General features: G+C 68.9%; 9 protein-coding genes. 7 read left to right on the top strand and 2 right to left on the bottom strand.

Translation table 11 applies throughout. The annotated features are described in order from the left end of the window. The first annotated feature begins 59 nt into the window (after positions 1 to 59). The 4 genes from CP980_RS12805 (at position 60) to CP980_RS12815 (ending at position 2,812) form a co-directional block, all read left to right on the top strand. On the top strand, positions 60 to 1,655 hold the full coding sequence (locus CP980_RS12805) for an acyl-CoA carboxylase subunit beta (protein ID WP_150528212.1): 1,596 nt from the start codon (positions 60 to 62) through the stop codon (positions 1,653 to 1,655). A 19-nt stretch (positions 1,656 to 1,674) separates the two neighbouring features. Beyond that, the gene (locus tag CP980_RS12810; protein ID WP_132756269.1) at positions 1,675 to 1,884 is read left to right on the top strand and encodes an acyl-CoA carboxylase epsilon subunit; all 210 of its coding nucleotides are present in this window, start codon (positions 1,675 to 1,677) and stop codon (positions 1,882 to 1,884) included. A 137-nt stretch (positions 1,885 to 2,021) separates the two neighbouring features. Beyond that, positions 2,022 to 2,153, top strand: coding sequence for a morphogenic membrane protein MmpB (mmpB, locus tag CP980_RS36370; protein ID WP_099889787.1), 132 nt, complete (start codon positions 2,022 to 2,024; stop codon positions 2,151 to 2,153). Between the two features lie 32 nt (positions 2,154 to 2,185). Further along, positions 2,186 to 2,812, top strand: a complete 627-nt coding sequence (locus CP980_RS12815) for a Maf family protein (RefSeq protein ID WP_373312838.1) — start codon at positions 2,186 to 2,188, stop codon at positions 2,810 to 2,812. Here the strand turns inward: CP980_RS12815 and CP980_RS12820 are convergent. After that, positions 2,793 to 3,305, bottom strand: a complete 513-nt coding sequence (locus CP980_RS12820; RefSeq protein WP_229906944.1) for a hypothetical protein — start codon at positions 3,303 to 3,305, stop codon at positions 2,793 to 2,795. The genes CP980_RS12815 and CP980_RS12820 overlap by 20 nt on opposite strands. A 380-nt stretch (positions 3,306 to 3,685) precedes the next feature. Here CP980_RS12820 and CP980_RS12825 point away from each other — a divergent pair, with 380 nt between their 5' ends. After that, complete coding sequence (locus CP980_RS12825; protein ID WP_132756265.1) at positions 3,686 to 5,449, top strand: acetyl/propionyl/methylcrotonyl-CoA carboxylase subunit alpha; 1,764 nt, start codon at positions 3,686 to 3,688, stop codon at positions 5,447 to 5,449. 82 nt (positions 5,450 to 5,531) lie between these two features. Here CP980_RS12825 and CP980_RS12830 read toward each other — a convergent pair whose 3' ends face one another. Beyond that, complete coding sequence (locus CP980_RS12830; RefSeq protein ID WP_132756263.1) at positions 5,532 to 10,523, bottom strand: FG-GAP-like repeat-containing protein; 4,992 nt, start codon at positions 10,521 to 10,523, stop codon at positions 5,532 to 5,534. A 459-nt stretch (positions 10,524 to 10,982) separates the two neighbouring features. Between CP980_RS12830 and CP980_RS12835 the strand changes: the two genes are divergently transcribed. Together CP980_RS12835 and CP980_RS12840 are read left to right on the top strand one after the other, a co-directional pair. After that, the gene (locus CP980_RS12835) at positions 10,983 to 18,182 is read left to right on the top strand and encodes an RHS repeat-associated core domain-containing protein (RefSeq protein WP_167535826.1); all 7,200 of its coding nucleotides are present in this window, start codon (positions 10,983 to 10,985) and stop codon (positions 18,180 to 18,182) included. After that, positions 18,179 to 18,625: a hypothetical protein gene (locus CP980_RS12840; protein WP_150528214.1), complete on the top strand. Its 447-nt coding sequence runs from the start codon at positions 18,179 to 18,181 to the stop codon at positions 18,623 to 18,625. The genes CP980_RS12835 and CP980_RS12840 overlap by 4 nt, the downstream gene beginning before the upstream one ends. Positions 18,626 to 18,673 lie beyond the last annotated feature (48 nt).

Here is an 18,673-nt window from a genome sequence, read left to right on the forward strand (position 1 = left end):
CCAGCAGTAGTCAATCAATTGACCAGGCAGTTGAGACCACACAGGGAGCCGCGACCCCGATGTCACAACCCTCAGAGCCGATCGACATGCACACGACCGCGGGCAAGATCGCGGACCTGCAGCGCCGCATCGACGAAGCCACTCACGCCGGGTCCGCGCGCGCGGTGGAGAAGCAGCACGCCAAGGGGAAGCTGACGGCGCGTGAGCGGGTCGCCCTGCTGCTGGACGAGGGGTCCTTCGTCGAGCTCGACGAGTTCGCCCGCCACCGCTCGACCGCCTTCGGGCTGGAGAAGACCCGCCCGTACGGCGACGGCGTCGTCACCGGCTACGGCACGGTGGACGGCCGCCCCGTGGCCGTGTTCTCGCAGGACTTCACGGTCTTCGGCGGCGCCCTCGGCGAGGTCTACGGGCAGAAGATCATGAAGGTCATGGACTTCGCCCTGAAGACCGGCTGCCCGCTCGTCGGCATCAACGACTCCGGCGGCGCGCGCATCCAGGAGGGCGTCAGCGCGCTGGGCATGTACGGCGAGATCTTCCGCCGCAACGTCCACGCCTCCGGCGTCATCCCGCAGATCAGCCTGATCGTGGGCCCGTGCGCCGGCGGCGCCGTGTACTCCCCCGCCATCACCGACTTCACCGTGATGGTCGATCAGACCTCGCACATGTTCATCACCGGCCCGGACGTCATCAAGACGGTCACCGGCGAGGACGTGGGCTTCGAGGAGCTCGGCGGCGCCCGCACCCACAACTCCACCTCGGGCGTGGCCCACCACATGGCCGGGGACGAGAAGGACGCCATCGAGTACGTCAAGTCCCTGCTGGCGTACCTGCCCTCGAACAACCTCTCCGAGCCGCCCGCCTTCCCCGAGGAGGCGGACACCGAGGTCGGCGACACCGACCGCGAGCTCGACGTCCTGATCCCGGACAGCGCGAACCAGCCGTACGACATGCACACCGTGATCGAGCACGTGCTCGACGACGCGGAGTTCCTGGAGACGCAGTCGCTGTTCGCGCCGAACATCCTCACCGGCTTCGGCCGGGTCGAGGGGCACCCGGTGGGCATCGTCGCCAACCAGCCGATGCAGTTCGCCGGCTGCCTGGACATCGACGCCTCCGAGAAGGCCGCCCGCTTCGTGCGGACCTGCGACGCCTTCAACATCCCGGTGCTGACGTTCGTGGACGTGCCGGGCTTCCTGCCGGGCACGGACCAGGAGTACAACGGAATCATCCGGCGCGGCGCGAAGCTGATCTACGCCTACGCCGAGGCCACCGTCCCCCTGATCACCGTCATCACCCGCAAGGCGTTCGGCGGCGCGTACGACGTCATGGGCTCCAAGCACCTCGGCGCGGACCTGAACCTGGCCTGGCCGACCGCCCAGATCGCCGTCATGGGCGCGCAGGGCGCGGTCAACATCCTGCACCGGCGCGCCCTCGCCGAGGCGGAGGAGGCCGGCACCGCCGAGGAGACGCGGGCCCGGCTCATCGCCGAGTACGAGGACACGCTGCTGAACCCGTACACGGCCGCCGAACGCGGTTACATCGACGCGGTGACCATGCCGTCGGAGACCCGGGCCCACGTGGTCAAGGGGCTGCGGCAGCTGCGCACCAAGCGCGAGTCGCTGCCCCCGAAGAAGCACGGCAACATCCCCCTCTAGGACGCTGGGAGGCAGTCCCGTGGTGATCAAGGTCGTCAAGGGGAATCCGACGCCCGAGGAGCTGGCCGCCGCACTGGCGGTGGTCCAAGCGCGCGCGGCGGCGCTGGCGTCGGCGCCGTCGGGCGCCGCGCCGGTGGCCGACGCGTGGTCGGCGCCGGCCCGGGTGGCGCGGCGGACGCTGCCGCAGCCGGGGCCGCGCGCGTGGGCCCGTACGTACTGGCCCGGATAGCCGGCCCGGTCCGTACCGACCGGCCCGGACCGGCCCGGACGGGCCCCCCTCCGGTCGTGAAGATGACGTGAACGGACTGCGGCGCCTGAGTACCCGTACTCAGGCGCCGCACCCGTCGGCGGGGCCAGGATCGGGGCATGCTCTGGTCAGACCCGAAGAACGAGCCGCCCAAGGACATGCGCGACGCGCAGGCGATGGTCCGGCGGATGACCGTCGTGGTCGTCCTCGCGATGCTGGTGGTCGTGTACGTGCTGGGAGTGGGCTTCTGAGGCGTGTTCCGGGCGGGAACCCCGCGCCTACGATGGCGGGCATGACTGCTGCTGCCCAGGCCCCGGCCCACGCCCTCGTCCTCGCCTCCGCCTCGCCCGCCCGGCTCAACCTGCTGCGGCAGGCCGGGCTGGCCCCGCACGTGATCGTCAGTCACTTCGACGAGGACGCGCTCAGCGCGGATTCCCCGTCCGAGCTGGCCCTGGCGCTGGCCGAGGCCAAGGCGGGGGTCGTGGCGGCCCTGGAGGAGGCCGCGGGCGCCCTGGTGATCGGCTGCGACTCGGTGCTGGAGCTGGACGGCGAGGCGCTCGGCAAGCCGGCGGACGCCGCGGAGGCCACGGCCCGCTGGAAGTCGATGCGCGGGCGGGCCGGCGTACTGCGCACCGGGCACTGCGTGATCGACACGGCGACCGGCCGTCAGGTCTCGGCCACGGCCTCCACGACGGTCCGGTTCGGCGAGCCGACGGACGCCGAGGTGGCCGCGTACGTGGCGAGCGGCGAGCCGCTGCACGTGGCCGGGGCCTTCACCCTGGACGGGCTGTCGGCGCCGTTCATCGAGGGCATCGACGGGGACCACGGGAACGTCATCGGGCTGTCGATGCCGCTGCTGCGCTCCCTGCTGGCCGAACTGGGCGTGTCGATCACGGATTTGTGGGCTTGAGCTCCCCGAACCCCGCAGGCGGGGCGCCAGGGCCCGCGGGGGCGCCCCCTGCGGGCTCCCCGGCCGCGCCCTGGGCCGCGTCCCCGGCCGCGCCCTGGGCCGCGTAGAGCATCAGGGTCAGCACCAGCAGGCACAGGATCACCATCGTCACCGCGAAGGCGCCCCAGCCGACCAGCCCGACGGCGAGGGCGCCGAGCACCCCGTGGGTGACGGCGGCGGTGACGAGCACGACGCGGGCGAAGGTGCCGGGCGCGCGGTCGCGTACGGCCGCCACGGCGAGGAGTACGGCGCACAGCAGCAGGAACGCGCCGATCCCCGCCCCCATCGCGTAAGTCGCCATAGACATGACATTCGGATCCATGCCCGCTATGGACATCGACTGGTTGCTGGTGGTCTTGCCGAGCACGACGTGGACGAGGACCAGCACCGCCGCCTCGGCGACGAGCACGACCGCGGCCAGCCCGGCCACGAGTCTGCGCAGTACGACGCCCACGGCGAATCCACCCCCCACAGCGACCACGAGCCCGTCCGACGCCCTGGAGGCTACTAACGGGTAAACGTATGGACAAGGGGTCCGGGCAGCTTCGTTACGCGGGGTGCGCTCTCCGGCGATCACGCAAAGAATGTGTGGGCCGTTCGTAGGGACTCGACAAAGAATCACCGGGGCCCGCTGACCGGGCGAACAGAGACCTCGGATGGGTGACGGGGTTACTGTGCAGTCGGGGATCCCCCTGACCTGGGGCGCCACAAGGGCTTTCCTCACTCGAGGTGGACTCGAATCACACTCCGTGTGGGCAAGGTCACCTCTAGGGAAGGGTCGAAACGCCGTGTGGGCTGTCCCTAAACTCAGCTTGTTTCAAGGAGGGAGCCATCGTGCGCAAGGTGCTCATCGCCAACCGTGGCGAAATCGCTGTCCGCGTTGCTCGGGCCTGCCGGGATGCCGGAATCGCAAGCGTAGCCGTCTACGCCGATCCGGACCGGGACGCTCTGCATGTCCGCGCGGCCGACGAAGCGTTCGCGTTGGGCGGTGACACCCCGGCCGCCAGCTACCTGGACATCTCCAAGGTCCTGCAGGCCGCAGCCGATTCCGGCGCGGACGCCATCCATCCCGGATACGGCTTCCTCTCCGAGAACGCGGAGTTCGCCCAGGCCGTGATCGACGCCGGCCTGACCTGGATCGGCCCGCCCCCGCAGGCCATCCGCGACCTCGGCGACAAGGTGGCCGCCCGCCACATCGCCCAGCGCGCCGGCGCCCCGCTCGTCGCGGGCACCCCGGACCCGGTCTCCGGGGCCGACGAGGTCGTCGCGTTCGCCCAGGAGCACGGCCTGCCGATCGCGATCAAGGCCGCCTTCGGCGGCGGCGGCCGCGGCCTGAAGGTCGCCCGCACCCTCGAAGAGGTCCCCGAGCTCTACGACTCGGCCGTCCGCGAGGCCGTCGCCGCCTTCGGCCGCGGCGAGTGCTTCGTCGAGCGCTACCTCGACAAGCCGCGCCACGTCGAGACGCAGTGCCTGGCCGACTCCCACGGCAACGTGGTCGTCGTCTCCACCCGCGACTGCTCGCTCCAGCGCCGCCACCAGAAGCTGGTCGAGGAAGCCCCCGCGCCGTTCCTGTCGGAGGCCCAGAACGCCGAGCTGTACGCGGCGTCGAAGGCCATCCTGAAGGAGGCCGGCTACGTCGGCGCCGGCACCGTGGAGTTCCTGGTCTCCGCCGACGGCCTGATCTCCTTCCTGGAGGTCAACACCCGCCTCCAGGTCGAGCACCCGGTCACCGAAGAGGTCTCCGGCATCGACCTCGTCCGCGAGATGTTCCGCATCGCCGACGGCGAGGAGCTCGGCTACGGCGACCCCGTCCTGCGCGGCCACTCCATCGAGTTCCGCATCAACGGCGAGGACCCGGGCCGCGGCTTCCTGCCCGCCCCCGGCACCGTCACCAAGTTCGCCCCGCCCACCGGCCCGGGCGTCCGCCTCGACACCGGCGTCGAGTCCGGCTCGGTCATCGGCCCGGCCTGGGACTCCCTGCTGGCCAAGCTGATCGTCACCGGCGCCACCCGCGAGCAGGCCCTCCAGCGCGCGGCGCGCGCCCTGGCCGAGTTCGAGGTCGAGGGCATGGCCACGGCCATCCCCTTCCACCGCGCCGTCGTCGTCGACCCCGCGTTCGCCCCCGCCGACGGCAACCCGTTCACCGTCTACACCCGGTGGATCGAGACCGAGTTCGTCAACGAGATCCCCGCGTTCGCCGCCCCGGCGGCCGAGGACGCGGAGGACGAGCCGGGCCGCGAGACGGTCGTCGTCGAGGTCGGCGGCAAGCGCCTGGAGGTCTCCCTCCCGTCGTCGCTGGGCATGACGCTGGCCCGTACGGCAGCGGCGGGCGGTGCGAAGCCCAAGCGCCGCGCGGCGAAGAAGTCGGGCCCGGCCGCCTCGGGCGACACCCTGGCCTCCCCGATGCAGGGCACGATCGTCAAGGTCGCGGTCGAGGAGGGCCAGCAGGTCAACGAGGGCGACCTGATCGTCGTACTGGAAGCCATGAAGATGGAGCAGCCGCTGAACGCGCACCGCTCCGGCACCATCGTCGGCCTCACCGCCGAAGTCGGCGCCAGCCTCACCTCGGGCGCCACCATCTGCGAGATCAAGGACTGACCCCGCAGACCGTACGGAACGAAGTCGGCCCCCAGGACCCTTCCGGATCCTGGGGGCCGATCTCATGTCCGGCTCCCGGCGGCTACCAGGTGCCGGGCTGTGCCGTCCAGCTCTTCACCGGAGGCTCGAACCCGCCGTCGGCCTTGGCCTTGAAGCCGAAGAACGCGTTGCTTCCGGCGGAGTAGTTGTACATGATCGCGATGTCGTCGCGACCGTCCTTGTCGAGGTCGCCGGAGACCGGGTTCCCGGTGTTCTCCAGGTACCAGGAGTTCTCGGCGCTCTCCCAGCTCTTGACGGGGGCGTTGACCCCGCCGTCGGCCTTGCCCGTCAGGGTGAACGCGGCCGCGCGGCCGTTGTCGTACCTGTACAAGATGGCGGCGTCGGCCCGGCCGTCGCCGTTGTAGTCGCCCGACGTGAGCTTGGAGCGGTTGTAGTCCCATACGCCCGGAGCGGCGCTCCACGACTTGACGGGAGCCGCGAAGCCGCCGTCGGGCTTGCCGAACAGGGTGTACATCTCGACGGAACCGTCGCCGTGGCCGTACAGGGCGAGGATGTCGTCGCGACCGTCCTTGTTGAAGTCGCCCGTGACGTGCTTGGACTCGTTCCAGCACCAGTTGCCGGCGCCGGAGTTCCAGCTGCCGAACTGCTGCTCGAACGTCCCGTCGGCCTTCGCGAGGAAGGTGTGCGTACCGGTGGAGCAGCCGCCGTGGTCGAACATCATGGCCACGTCGTCGCGCTTGTCACCGTTGAAGTCGCCGGCGACGAGCTTGGCGGCCTTGGCGTTCCAGTTGCCCGCGGGGACGTAGGCGCTGCGCGGCAGGCTGGTGAAGGTGCCGTCGGCGTTGCCGAGGAAGGTGAACAGGGCGTTGGCGTCCTCGTAGTCGTACAGTGCGGCCAGGTCGTCGCGGCCGTCGTTGTTGAAGTCGCCGACGACCCACTGCGACTGCTTGACGCGCCAGTTCCACGCGCCGCTGTTGAAGCCGAGGACCGGGGCGCCGTATCCGCTGCCGTCGGCCTTGCCGGGCGCCAGGTAGAGCGCCATCGCGTCGCTGCCGAAGTCGTAGACGGTGGCCACGTCGGCCCGGCCGTCGCCGTTGAAGTCACCTCCCAGTTCGGTGCGCTTGTCCATGGTGCGATCGTTCGCCTTGTGCTCGACGCTGACGCCCGTGGTGTGGTTGTGGCGGATGTAGCCGCCGGAGAAGTCCTCGCGGGGGCCGCCGTAGACGTCGTACTCGTCCGACTGCGGGTAGCCCAGCCAGCTCTTCTCGGCGCCGAGGCTGACCCACTTCTCGCGGATCGTGCCGCGCACCGACCAGGCCTTGGCCGTCGTGGTGGTCCAGTAGATGGACGCCGTGTCGGAGGTCTGGCCCTTGTGGCGGAAGTGGTTGTAGCGGCCGACGTTGTCGGGGTGGTTGATCTCGTCGGTGGTCGGGTAGCCGAGCGGGCCGCTGGGGCCGCCGAGCTCGATGTACTTCTTGTAGATGGTTCCGCGCACCGACTGGCCGCCGAACTCGAACGTGAAGTAGATGGCCCCGCCGCCACCGCCGCTGAAGGTGCTGAACCAGCCGTTGTTGTCGAAGGTCACGGCCTCGTCGGAGGTGGGGTAGCCCATGACGCCCCGTTCGGCGCCCAGGCTCATCCACTTCTGGCGGATACCGTTGATGATGGTCCAGGCACCGGTGTTCGGGTGCCAGTAGATGGAGCCGTTGTCGCTGCTCTCGCCGTCCTTGCGGAAGTGCACGAAGCGGCCGACCGCATCGGTCGATTCGGTGATGTCGGTGGTCGGGTAGCCGAGCGCGGCGGTGCCGCCCGCGGCGTTGAACTTCGCCAGGATCGGTCCGCACAGCTGGCGCGGGGTGGTCGTACCCGGCTTGGTGAACGCCTGGCACTCAGACCACGGCGTGCCGCCGAGGACCAGCTTGCGGCCGGGGCCGAAGACGGACCCGCCGCTCAGGGCGCGGCCCGGGAACTCGGTGATCTGGCCGTTGCCGTCACGCGACCAGAGGTCGGCGTACCCGTCCTTCTCGAAGTCGCCGTCGCTGGACAGGTGCGGGTAGGCGGCGCCGGTGAAGCCGCTGCCGATGGAGGCGGTCCGGGCGGCCGGATCCGCGTACACCGTCAGGTCGATCAACGCGGGCGAGGTGTTGGCGGTGGTCTTCTTGCTGGTGTACTGGTGGATCTTGCCGCTGACCGTGTCGCGGGCCCAGATCTCCGGCAGCGCGTCGCCGTTCAGGTCACCGGGCGTCATGATCGTCATGTTCTGCCAGTCGGCGTTGCCGAGCAGGATCGGCTCGAAACCGGGGAAGGCGAGATCGCCGGTCAGCGTCCCGAGGTAGAGCCACAGTTTGGGGCCCTCCTTGATCAGCACGTCGGGCACGTCGTTGTCATCGGTCTTGCCGTCGCCGTTGTCGTCGTTGACGCTGCCGATCGACACCACCTGGTCAGCCTGTGCCCAGTGGTTGTGCTCCTCCGCCCCGGCGAAAGCCGTCATCTCGAAGCCCTTGGCGTCCAGGGGCTGCAGGTCGCCGTCACCCTTGCCGGGGTATACCCACAGCGTGTTGCGACTGGGGTCGCCGTTCTGCGGCCGCAGGACGAGGAGGTCCTCGATCAAGTCCTCGCTCCAGCTGTTGCGATGACTCATCGACTTGACGTTGGCGAAGGAGGCGTGGTTCAGCTTCCTGGACAGGCCGAACGTACCGTCGCCCTTGCCCGGGTGCATCCACAACTGGCCGGAGCCCGGGTCGACGCTCCACAGGTCGACGGTGCCGTCGCCGTTGAGGTCGCCGGGCTTGTCGCGCACCGGCTGGCGCTTGGCGTAGAAGAGGTAGGACTTCAGGTCCGAGCGGTTGTTGGAAGCATCCAGGCTGCGGACGTACATCACCTGCGGGCCGGCCGCGGTCGGCGTGTACTTGACGTCCACCGAGCCGCCGGCGGTGGCCGGGCTGGCCTCCTGGACCTTCGGGTCGGACTCGGTCCACCACTGGTACTTCGTGATGTCGTTCTCGCCGCCGGAGGTCAGCTTGAACGTTCCCTCGGTGCGGGCGTAGCCGGTGTTGTCCGGCTCGTTCTCGGGGAACTGCACCGAGGACACGCCCGGGAGCGAGGCGGGGCGGGTCGCGTCGATGGTGAACAGGCACTGGCCGGCCCAGGGGCCGTCCGCCGTCCCGTCGTTGCCGCGGACGTCCCAGCGGTAGGTGTTACTGCCCAGGCCCGCGGCGGGGATCGTCAGCTGGGCCATGTTGCCGTTGGCCACGGGGACGCGGGCGGTCTTCAGCGTGCCGTAGTCGTTCGCGTTCCAGTAGTGGAACTCGGCGGTCAGCGCGTTGTCCTCGGCGTCGGAGACGCGGGCGCGCAGCACGACGTTGTCGGTCGTGCCCATCTGGCCGCCGTTGCAGGCCACCGACGGGCTGGAGCTGCGCTCGTACGGGGTGGTGGGCAGCGTGTTGAACTTGGTCGAGATGCGGGCGCTGTCCGGGTTGAACTTGCGCCACGACACGTCGACGGTGTCGTTCGCGGACTTCAGGCCCATGGTCCACGCCGGCCAGTGGTAACGGGCGGCGTCGGCGACCGCGGAGGTCACGTTCAGCTCGATGGTGTCACCGTCACCGGGGCAGTTGCGGCCCCCGAAGGACTGGCCCGAGGCGTCGACCAGGCGCTTCCAGGCGGGCTGGTTGTTCCAGGTGGTGCCGCCGCCGATGGCGTCGGTGTCCCAGATCTGGAGCTGACCGGACTGGCAGCTCCAGGAACCCGCGTACTTCTGCTGGATGCGGAAGGTGGATTCCAGGATCTGCTTGTCCCACATGGACCCCATGCCGACCTGGAAGAAGGTCTTCGCGCAGACGGTGCCGCCGTTGGCGCCGTCCTTGGCGCAGCCGACGCGGGCCTCCTTGCTGAGCGTGCCGCCGTTCCAGTAGTTGGTGTTGGCGGAGTTCGCGTAGGCGGTGTGCTTGTAGGCGATCGCCCAGGCCGACTTCCAGTCGTCCCGCCACACCGGGTCGATGACGACCGGGTAGGTGGTGGCTGCGTCCGTGAGCAGCTTGCGGTCGGGCTTCAGGGTGAGCTTGGAGCCCTTGAGGTCGACGCCGAGGTCGGCCTCCTTCGACCCGTTGGAGATGCCGTCGACGGCGGGCACCGGCGGAACCGGGGCCGGGGCCTGGGCGGCGGCCCCGGCGGCCGGGGCAGCCCGCAGGCCGGAGGTCTTGGCGGCGTCCGCGGCCTTGGGAGCGGCAGCCTTCGGGGCCGCGTCGGTCGTCGGGCCCGTCGTCCCTGCGGTGGACTCGGGGAGGATCTTCTCGGCGCCCGAGTCCCACATCTGCGGCTTGGCGGCGCTGAAGAGGGTCTGTCCGGCCGGATCCACCGCGCGGAGCTCGCCGCTCGCCTCCTTGCGGACGGTGACGCCCTTGCCTTCGAGACCGAAGTCGAGGCTGGCGAGGGCCGGGTTCTCGGCGGCCTTGCGCGTCTTGACGACGATCTGGTGCGAGAAACCGCTCACGTCGGCGCTGATGCGCAGGTCCACGTCCTCCAAGACGTTCGCGTACGTGGCGCTGTTGCCCTCCAGCTTCGGCGCGGGCAGCGGCGTCGGCCAGGTGAGGGAGACGTCCCGGCCGTCCTTGCGCATGGTGGCCAGCGCGCCCGTGCCCCCGCCGGAGAAGGACAGGCCCACGGCGGTCGCGGCCGGGGCTATGCGCCCGCCGTCCACCTTCGCGAGCGTGGTGTCCGCGTCGACGAGCTTGCCGCCGCGGTAGACGCGTACCGGCACCAGCGCGTGATTCGCGGTCAGCGTTCCGTCCGGGTTCGCCCAGACGTCGTCCGTCTCCGTGCGCTTCGACTCGATCTCGACGGGCTTACCGGACTTCTTCGCCTCGCCCTTGGCCTTCGTCTCCGCCGCGGCGTCGGCCAGGCGCTCCTTGACCTTGTCGGCAGCGGCGGCGCCGGCCTTGCCCGCGGCCACGGCGGGCAGGCCGCCGAGCAGCGTGGAGGTCAACGCGGCGGTCAGCACGGTCGCCGTGGCGAGCACCGGCGTTCTGCGGGAGGGCGGATCGTCGACGCGGGCGCGCGTCGTGAATGGTCTCACTGACAGGTCCTCAACGGTTGGTGCGGTGGCCGCGCCGGAGCGGCGACCGATGACTGGGACGACCCTCCCGCCATGGACGAATTTGAGCCATCCTGGCGGTCGGCCACCCCGACTGTTCGAATGATTTGTAGCAGTCGGCGGCGCCCTTTCCGGACGGAAGTCCTCGAAGGGCGGCGACCGTCGGAGGTTCCACAAGATTGCCGCGAGAAATTCGACACTTTCGCTGTGCAACCTTTTCGCAACTCGCTGACCTGCACCCGGACGCCAATATTCCGCTTATAGGGACCCCAGAAGACTTCGACGCACCGCGCACTCCCTTGTTAAGTTCAGCGCCGTTGCCCATGAGCGCGGTGGACCGAACCGTCGCGCGCGACGACTTGGAGTGTTCGAATTTTGAAGAGATCCCAGGCGCACGCTTTGCGTGCGCCTCTGAGGCGTGTCTGGCGGTGGCCGATACCGGTGCTGGCGCTCAGCATGCTGACCGCCGGCCTCACGGCCACCCCCGCCATGGCGGCCGGTTCCGACCTGAAGAAGCCGGGGCTGCAGAAGCTCACGAAGGTCGGCGGAGCACCCGTCACCGGCAAGCCCGCAGCGGGCCCCGCCGAGTCGCAGAAGAAGGCGTGGAAGTCCTCCGCGCCGAAGATCGCCTGGCCGAAGGCGGGTTCGGCGGAAATCGCCCTGCCTGACGCGTCCGCACCGCCGGTCGTCAGTCTGAAGTCGGCCCCCCAGGGCGCGGCGGGGGCATTCGCCCTGGGCCCGTCCAAGGCCCCGGGCAACCCCGTCAAGGCGGGCACCCTCCCGGTGACGGTCGCCGCGCTCCCGGCCTCGTCGGCAGCGGGCCCCAAGGCCGGTGCCAAGGCCGGCGCCGCCCCGCAGAGCCTCGCGGCCGACGCGCCCGCCGAGCAGGTGAAGCTGAAGGTCGACCTGCTCGACCAGACGGCGGCCAAGAAGGCCGGCCTGGCGAACAGCCTTCTGCTGAACGTGAAGCGCACCGACACGGGCAAGGCCGCGGCGCCCGTCTCCGTCGAGCTCGACTACGACGCGTTCAAGAACGCGTACGGCGGCAGCTGGGGTTCCCGGCTCCGGTTCACGGCCGTTCCCGCCTGCGCGGTGACGACGCCGAACAAGCCGGAGTGCAAGGGCAGCATCCCGGTCACCACGAAGAACGACCCGGTGACCGGCAAGCTCGTCGCCACGTTCACGGCGCCCTCGCCCTCCGCCCCCGCCCAGTCGGCCGTCCCGTCGGACAAGGCCGACATGAACCTGTCGGCCGCGAACACCGCGAACACCGCGGTCTTCGCGGCCGCCGCGGGCAGCCAGGGCATGATGCTGGCCGCGAGCCCGGGCGCCGACGGCGCGAACGGCACGTTCAAGGCCACTTCCCTGAACCCCTCGGGCGCCTGGCAGGCCGGCGGCTCGGCGGGTGACTTCTCCTGGTCCTACCCGCTGGACATCCCCGCCTCGCTGGGCGGTCCGAGCCCCTCGCTCTCCCTGGGCTACTCCAGCGCCCAGATCGACGGCCGTACCTCGGCCTCCGCGCAGCAGACCTCGTGGGTCGGCGACGGCTGGGACCTGGCCTCGAACTACATCGAGCGGGGCTACGTCCCGTGCAGCCAGGACAAGAAGGCCGGGTCGGGCTTCAACAACCCGAAGGACGACACCGGCGACCTGTGCCACGGCGCACCGATGGTCACCATGTCGCTGAACGGCGGCTCCACCCAGCTCGTCCTCGACGACACCACGAAGAAGTGGCGGCCGGCGAAGGACGACGGCTCGCGCATCGAGCTGCTCCAGGGCGCCTCGAACGGCGACAAGGAGGGTGACCACTGGCGGTTCACCAACCCCCAGGGCATCCAGTTCTACTTCGGTCTGAACAGGGTCCCGGGCTGGACGACGGGCAAGCCCGTCACCAACTCCACCTGGAACGTCCCGGTCTACGGCAACCAGCCCGGTGAGCCCTGCTACAACGCGACGTTCGCCGACGCGGTGTGCGACCAGGCGTACCGCTGGAACCTCGACTACGTGGTCGACCCGCGCGGCAACGCGATGACCTACTGGTACCAGAAGGAGGTCAACCACTACGGCTCGAACTACAAGATCGCGGGCGGTTCGACCGCCCGGGCGTACGACCGTTCCGGCTGGCTGGACCACATCTCGTACGGTCTGCGCAGCGACAACCTGTTCGCCGAGGCCCCGGCCCAGGTGAACTTCGCCGTCGCCGAGCGCTGCCTGGTCACGTCCTCCTTCGACTGCGACCCGGCGAAGCTGAAGCCGGAGGTCGCCTGGGACATCGCGAAGAACTGGCCCGACACCCCCGGTGACCAGCTCTGCGCCGCAGGCGAGGAGTGCAAGGGCCGGTTCACGCCGACCTTCTTCACCCGCAAGCGCCTGACCGAGGTCAGCACCTCGGTGTGGAACGGCACCGCCCGCAAGCCGGTGGACTCCTGGAAGCTGACCCAGGACTTCCCGATGACCGGCGACGGCACGGACTACCCGCTGTGGCTGGGCGAGATCAAGCACACGGGCAAGAACGGCATGGACACGGCGCTGCCGCCGGTGAAGTTCCGCGGCAAGCAGCTGCCCAACCGCGTGGACGGCGCCGCCGACGGCAAGCCGCCGTACCTGCGCTACCGCATCGAGGCGATCGACAGCGAGACCGGCTCGACGATCCTGGCCCACTACAAGGACCCGGAGTGCCGCGCGGCCAACCCGCGCGTCATGCCGACCTCGCCCGAGTCGAACACCCTCCGCTGCTACCCGGTGATCTCCGAGATCCCGGACCCGACCGATCCGCAGCACGAGAAGAAGCTCTACGTCACCGACTGGTTCCACAAGTACGTCGTCGACTGGGTCCAGGAAGAGGACCGCAACGGCAACTCCCCGACGCGGCGCACCGAGTACGAGTTCCTCGGCAACCCCGCGTGGGCGTACGACGACGAGACCGAGATGATGCGTCCCAAGACGCGCACCTGGTCCCAGTGGCGCGGCTACGAGAAGGTACGCACCTTCATCGGCCAGGCCCCCGACAAGCGCTCCATGACGGAGACGCTGTTCTTCCGGGGCCTCGACGGCGACCGGCTCTCCCCCTCGGGCGGCAAGAAGTCGGTCAAGGTCAAGGACTCCGAGGGCAACGAGATAGCGGACCACCGCCTCTACGCCGGCCAGACCCGCGAGGTCCTGGCGTACAACGGCGAGGGCGGCGCGCTCGAAGCGGCGACGACGTACACCCCGTGGCTGTACGGCCCGACGGCGACGCGCCTGCGCAAGGGCGCCGTGCCGGAGGAGGACATCGAACCCCAGCAGTCCTTCGTCCAGCAGACGACGGGCGTCAACTCCCGCATCCTCCTGTCGGAGGGCCGCGGCTGGCGGCGTACGGCGATGAGCACGACGTACGACAACCGGGGCTTCGCCCAGTCGGTGTCGAACCTGGGCGACGTCGCCGACCCGTCGGACGACAGCTGCACCCGCTACGAGTACGACGAGGACCAGACCCGCTGGATCATCGCCCGCCAGAAGCGGGTGGAGACGGTGGCGAAGGCGTGTGACGCCACCAACGTGCAGCGCCCGGCGGATGTCACTGCGGACGCGCGGATGTACTACGACGCGGCGGGCAACCTGAAGTCCACCGAGTCGCTGTCCGGCTACAACGGGTCCACCCCGGTCTACCAGACGGACGGCAGCGCGACCTTCGACGCGTACGGCCGCATGAAGACGACCACCGACGTCTTCGGCAAGACCTCCAAGGTCGACTACACCCCCGCTTCGGGGCAGATCGTCACCAAGGTCGTCTCCACCAACTCCGCGGGTCACACCGAGACGACGGAGACCGACCAGGGCCGCGGTTCGGTCCTGGCCAAGCAGGACACCAACGGCCGCCGCCAGGTCATGGAGTACGACGGCCTCGGCCGGCTCCTCAAGGTCTGGTCCCCGGACCGAGACCCGCTCTCGAAGTCCCCGGACGGCGAGTTCTCGTACGACGTCCGCACCGACGGTCCGGTCGTCATCAGCAACAAGAGCCTGCTGGACGACGGCACCTACCGCACCAGCTACGACATCTACGACAGCAGCCTGCGCATCCGCCAGACCCAGATGGAGGCCCTCGGAGGCGGTCGGCTCATCACCGACACCTTCTACAACAGCCTCGGCCAGGTCTGGAAGTCCAACGGCGCCTACTACACGGCCGGTGCTCCTTCCGGCGTCCAGTGGGAACCCAAGGACAACGAGGTCCCGTCCTCGACGGTGACCGAGTACGACGGCTCCGGCCGCTCGACCGCGCAGATCTCGCGCAAGTTCGGCGAGGAAACCTCGCGTACGACCACCTCGTACGGCGGCGACAACATCACCGTCGACCCGCCGAAGGGCGAGACCCCGACCCGGGCCTTCCTGGACGGCGCGGGCCGCAAGACGGAGCTGCGCTTCTTCCGCTCGGACTCGCCGACGGGGGCGTACGACAAGACGACGTACGCGTACAACCAGCGCGGTGCGCTTGAGTCGGTCGTCAACCAGGCGGGCGACAAGTGGGGCTTCGAGTACGACATCCGCGGTCGCCAGACCAAGCAGACGGACCCTGACAAGGGCACGACGACGATGACGTACGGCCAAGGCGACCGGGTTGCTACCGTCACCGACGCCCGCGGCAAGGTCATCGCTCCCGAATACGACGGGCTGGGCCGTGTCGTGGCCACCCATGAGGGGTCGCTGACTGGTCCGACGCTGATGTCAACCACCTTCGACACCCTTCCGGGTGCCGTCGGCCTGCCGGTCGCCTCGACGCGCTACGTCAATGGCAAGGCCTACACGCAGGAGGTGACCGGCTACGACAGCGAGTACCGCCCGACGGGGACGAAGATCACCATCCCCGACTCGGAGGGCGCACTCGCAGGTTCGTACAGCTTCGGCAGTGGGTACCGGCCGAACACCGGTCTGATGGCATGGACGAGTCAGCCTGCCGTGGGCGGGCTGCCGTCCGAGACCACCAGCATGAAGTACAACCATCTCGAGCTGCCCACCATCATGGGCATCCAGGGAAAGACCTTCGTCGGTAGCGTCGACTACTCGCCCATGGGTGACGTGTTGCGCACGGAGGCCGGCCCGGCCGGATCCCAGGTCTACTCGACGAACTTCTACGACGAGCAGACTCGCCGCCTCACTCGGACGGTGAACGACAAGGAGAAGGCACCCAGCCGGATCAATGACACGTCGTACGAGTACGACGCGGTCGGCAACATCCTGAAGATCACGGACAAGGAGGGCCCGGAGGCCTCCGCGACCACCGACACCCAGTGCTTCGCATACGACTACCTGCGCCGCATGAACGAGGCGTGGACCTCGACGGACGACTGCGCGGCCCAGCCAGGCGCGTCCGGTCCCGACTCGAAACCCAAGGTGGGCGGCCCGAGCGCGTACTGGAGCTCGTACAGCTTCGATGCTGCGGGCAATCGCACCAAGGAGGTCCAGCACTCCCCGACCGGTGACCTGACCAAGGACGTCGTTCGCACCTACACGTACGGCACTCCCGGTCAGGCCGGCGCCAACGGTCTGAAGAAGGTCGACACCACCGGGCCGGGCGGCTCCCGTACCGAGTCCTACGGGTTCGACGAAGCGGGCAACACCAAGTCCCGCACGATCCAGGGGAACACGCAGAACCTGGAGTGGGATGCCTCGGGCAAGCTGGCGAGGGTAGTCAAGGGCTCCGAGACGACCGAGTTCGTCTACGACGCCGGTGGCAACCGACTGATCAAGCGTGAGCCGTCCGGCACGACGCTGTACTTGCCGGGCACAGAAGTCAAGCTCACGGCCGCGGGCAAACTGGAGACCACGCGCTACTACGCCCACCCAGCCGGCGCGACGATGGTTAAGACGGCCAAGGACGGCGTCATCACGACGTCGTACCTGATGGGCGACCAAAACGGCACGGCGACCACGGCCGTGGACACCACCACCATGGCGGTCACCCGCCGCAAGTTCACGCCGTACGGGGAAGCCCGCGGAACGACCCCGTCCATATGGCCGGGCAAGGCGAACTTCGTCGGCGGTGAACTCGACGAGTCCACTGGCCTCGTCCATCTGGGTGCTCGCGAGTACGACCCTGCGACGGGCCGGTTCCTGTCGGTCGACCCGGTGCTCGACTTCAACGAGCCCAAGCAGATGAACCCGTACGCCTACGCGAACAACTCGCCGGTGACGTTCAGCGACCCGAGTGGTCTGTCGATCGCGCCGCCTGTGATGCCGATCAAGGACTTCTCGGACGCCGAGGCGGCCTGGGCGAACATGATCCAGGGCAAGAGCGCGCTGGACATCGCGCTCGAAGTCGCGATGGGAATCCTGAAGGACGCATCGGGATACAACGACATCCGTGACTGCCTGGGCGGCGACTGGGGCGCGTGCGCCGGCCTCGCCCTGGATGCGGCACTGCCGTTCGCCGGCCGCGCCAAGCGCATCCTCAAGGCGCTGGATCGAGCCTGGGATGCCTTCAACAGCTGGTCGCACAAGCTCGCCCTCGCCCGGGACATCCTCAGGCGAGTCGAGCGTTACCAGCAGGCGATGGCCAAGTATGCCGAGGACCTGGCCGAGTGGAAACGGCAGATAGAGGAGGCCGCCGAACGCGCGAGAAAACTGGAGGAAGAGGCAGCAGCGGCCCGAAGAAGGGTGCAGGAGGCAGCAGCCGCAGCTGCAAAAAAGGCCGACGAGGCCAAGGCCACAGCAGCCAGGCAGGGCAAGTCCTCCGCGACGAAGGCGAAGAAGGCCGACGGCGACGGCAAGGCTTCGAAGTCCGCAGAGGCGAAGAAGGGTGACGCTCCGAAGAAGTCAAAGGCCAAGGAGACGGACAGCGGCGGCTCCGAGCAGGGCGAAACCTGCAACAGCTTCGTCCCCGGCACCGAAGTCCTGCTGGCCGACGGCTCCTCCAAGCCCATCGAGGACGTTGCCATCGGCGACGAGGTCGTGGCGACCGATCCGGAGTCCGGGGCCACCACGGCCCAGCCGGTCGTCGCGCAGATCATCGGCGAGGGCGAGAAGAAGCTCGTCGAGATCACGATCGACACGGACGGCGAGAGCGGTGACGCGTCCGAAAAGCTGACCGCGACGGACGGCCACCCGTTCTGGGCGCCGAGTCTGGACAGGTGGCTGCAGGCGACCGATCTCACGGCCGGCGACTGGCTTCGGACCTCGTCCGGAACCTGGGTCCAGGTCACCGAGGTCAAGCGCTGGGACCAGTACCAGAAGGTCCGCAACCTCACGGTCGCCCGTGAGCACACTTACTACGTGCTCGCTGGAGCCAGTCCGATCCTGGTCCACAATTGCGATCACGTAGCACTTGGTCGTGACACCAAGGAAGCCAACGTCAAGGAGTTCGCCGAAGCGATCGGCGCCAGGCACCTCATGGGCGCCCTCTCGTCCGAGTGGCGGAACGAGGTCCACAAGGCCATCGCCAACGTCGCGAGCGGAGAGGGCAAGATATCCTTCCTGCTGGACGGGTTGGACGGCGGTAAGCAGGGTCCGGCCGCTGCACTCAAGAAGGCCCTTGAGGCGGCAGGGTCAAAGGGGGGCGCGATGCATACCCAATGGGAATTGATCCAAATCCATGAGGCAGGCCTGATGGACAAGGTCGACTTCTATCGCTGGAATCGAAGGGCCGACGCGTACAAGGTGGTGAAATGAACCTCCTCCGAGCCGAACCCGACATAATCGACGATCGGGAATTCAGCCTGATCGACTACCGCCACGGTCATACCTATGCGGTCGTCCGCGGCTTCCCCGAACCCGATGACGACGCCCCGGGCGGGGCACCCACGAGGGTCCTCGACCTGCTCTTCGCGGGCGTCGAGAGGATCTCCTGCGGCAAGGACGTCGGGACCGTACGGGTTCACCGGGCCAGCGCTTCCGAACGCCAGGCCCTCGCGGCCAGGATCGGAAGGATTCGTGCGGATGATTCCGTGTTCTTCTTGAAGGCGGACTCCACGGAGGACTACATCATCGCCTCACGGCTGTACTGGGCTGAATTCGATCTGCCCTACGGGTCCATGAGTCCACTGGCCTCAGAGGATTCCGATTACCGAAGAGATCATCCCGCCGTGGGCGACACGGTGAGATTCTCTGACTGACGAGCTCGTCAACTGAAGCGCCCGGCCGGGGTTTCCTCCGGCCGGGCG

The organism is Streptomyces vinaceus, assembly GCF_008704935.1.
In the GTDB taxonomy this organism is placed as follows: domain Bacteria; phylum Actinomycetota; class Actinomycetes; order Streptomycetales; family Streptomycetaceae; genus Streptomyces; species Streptomyces vinaceus.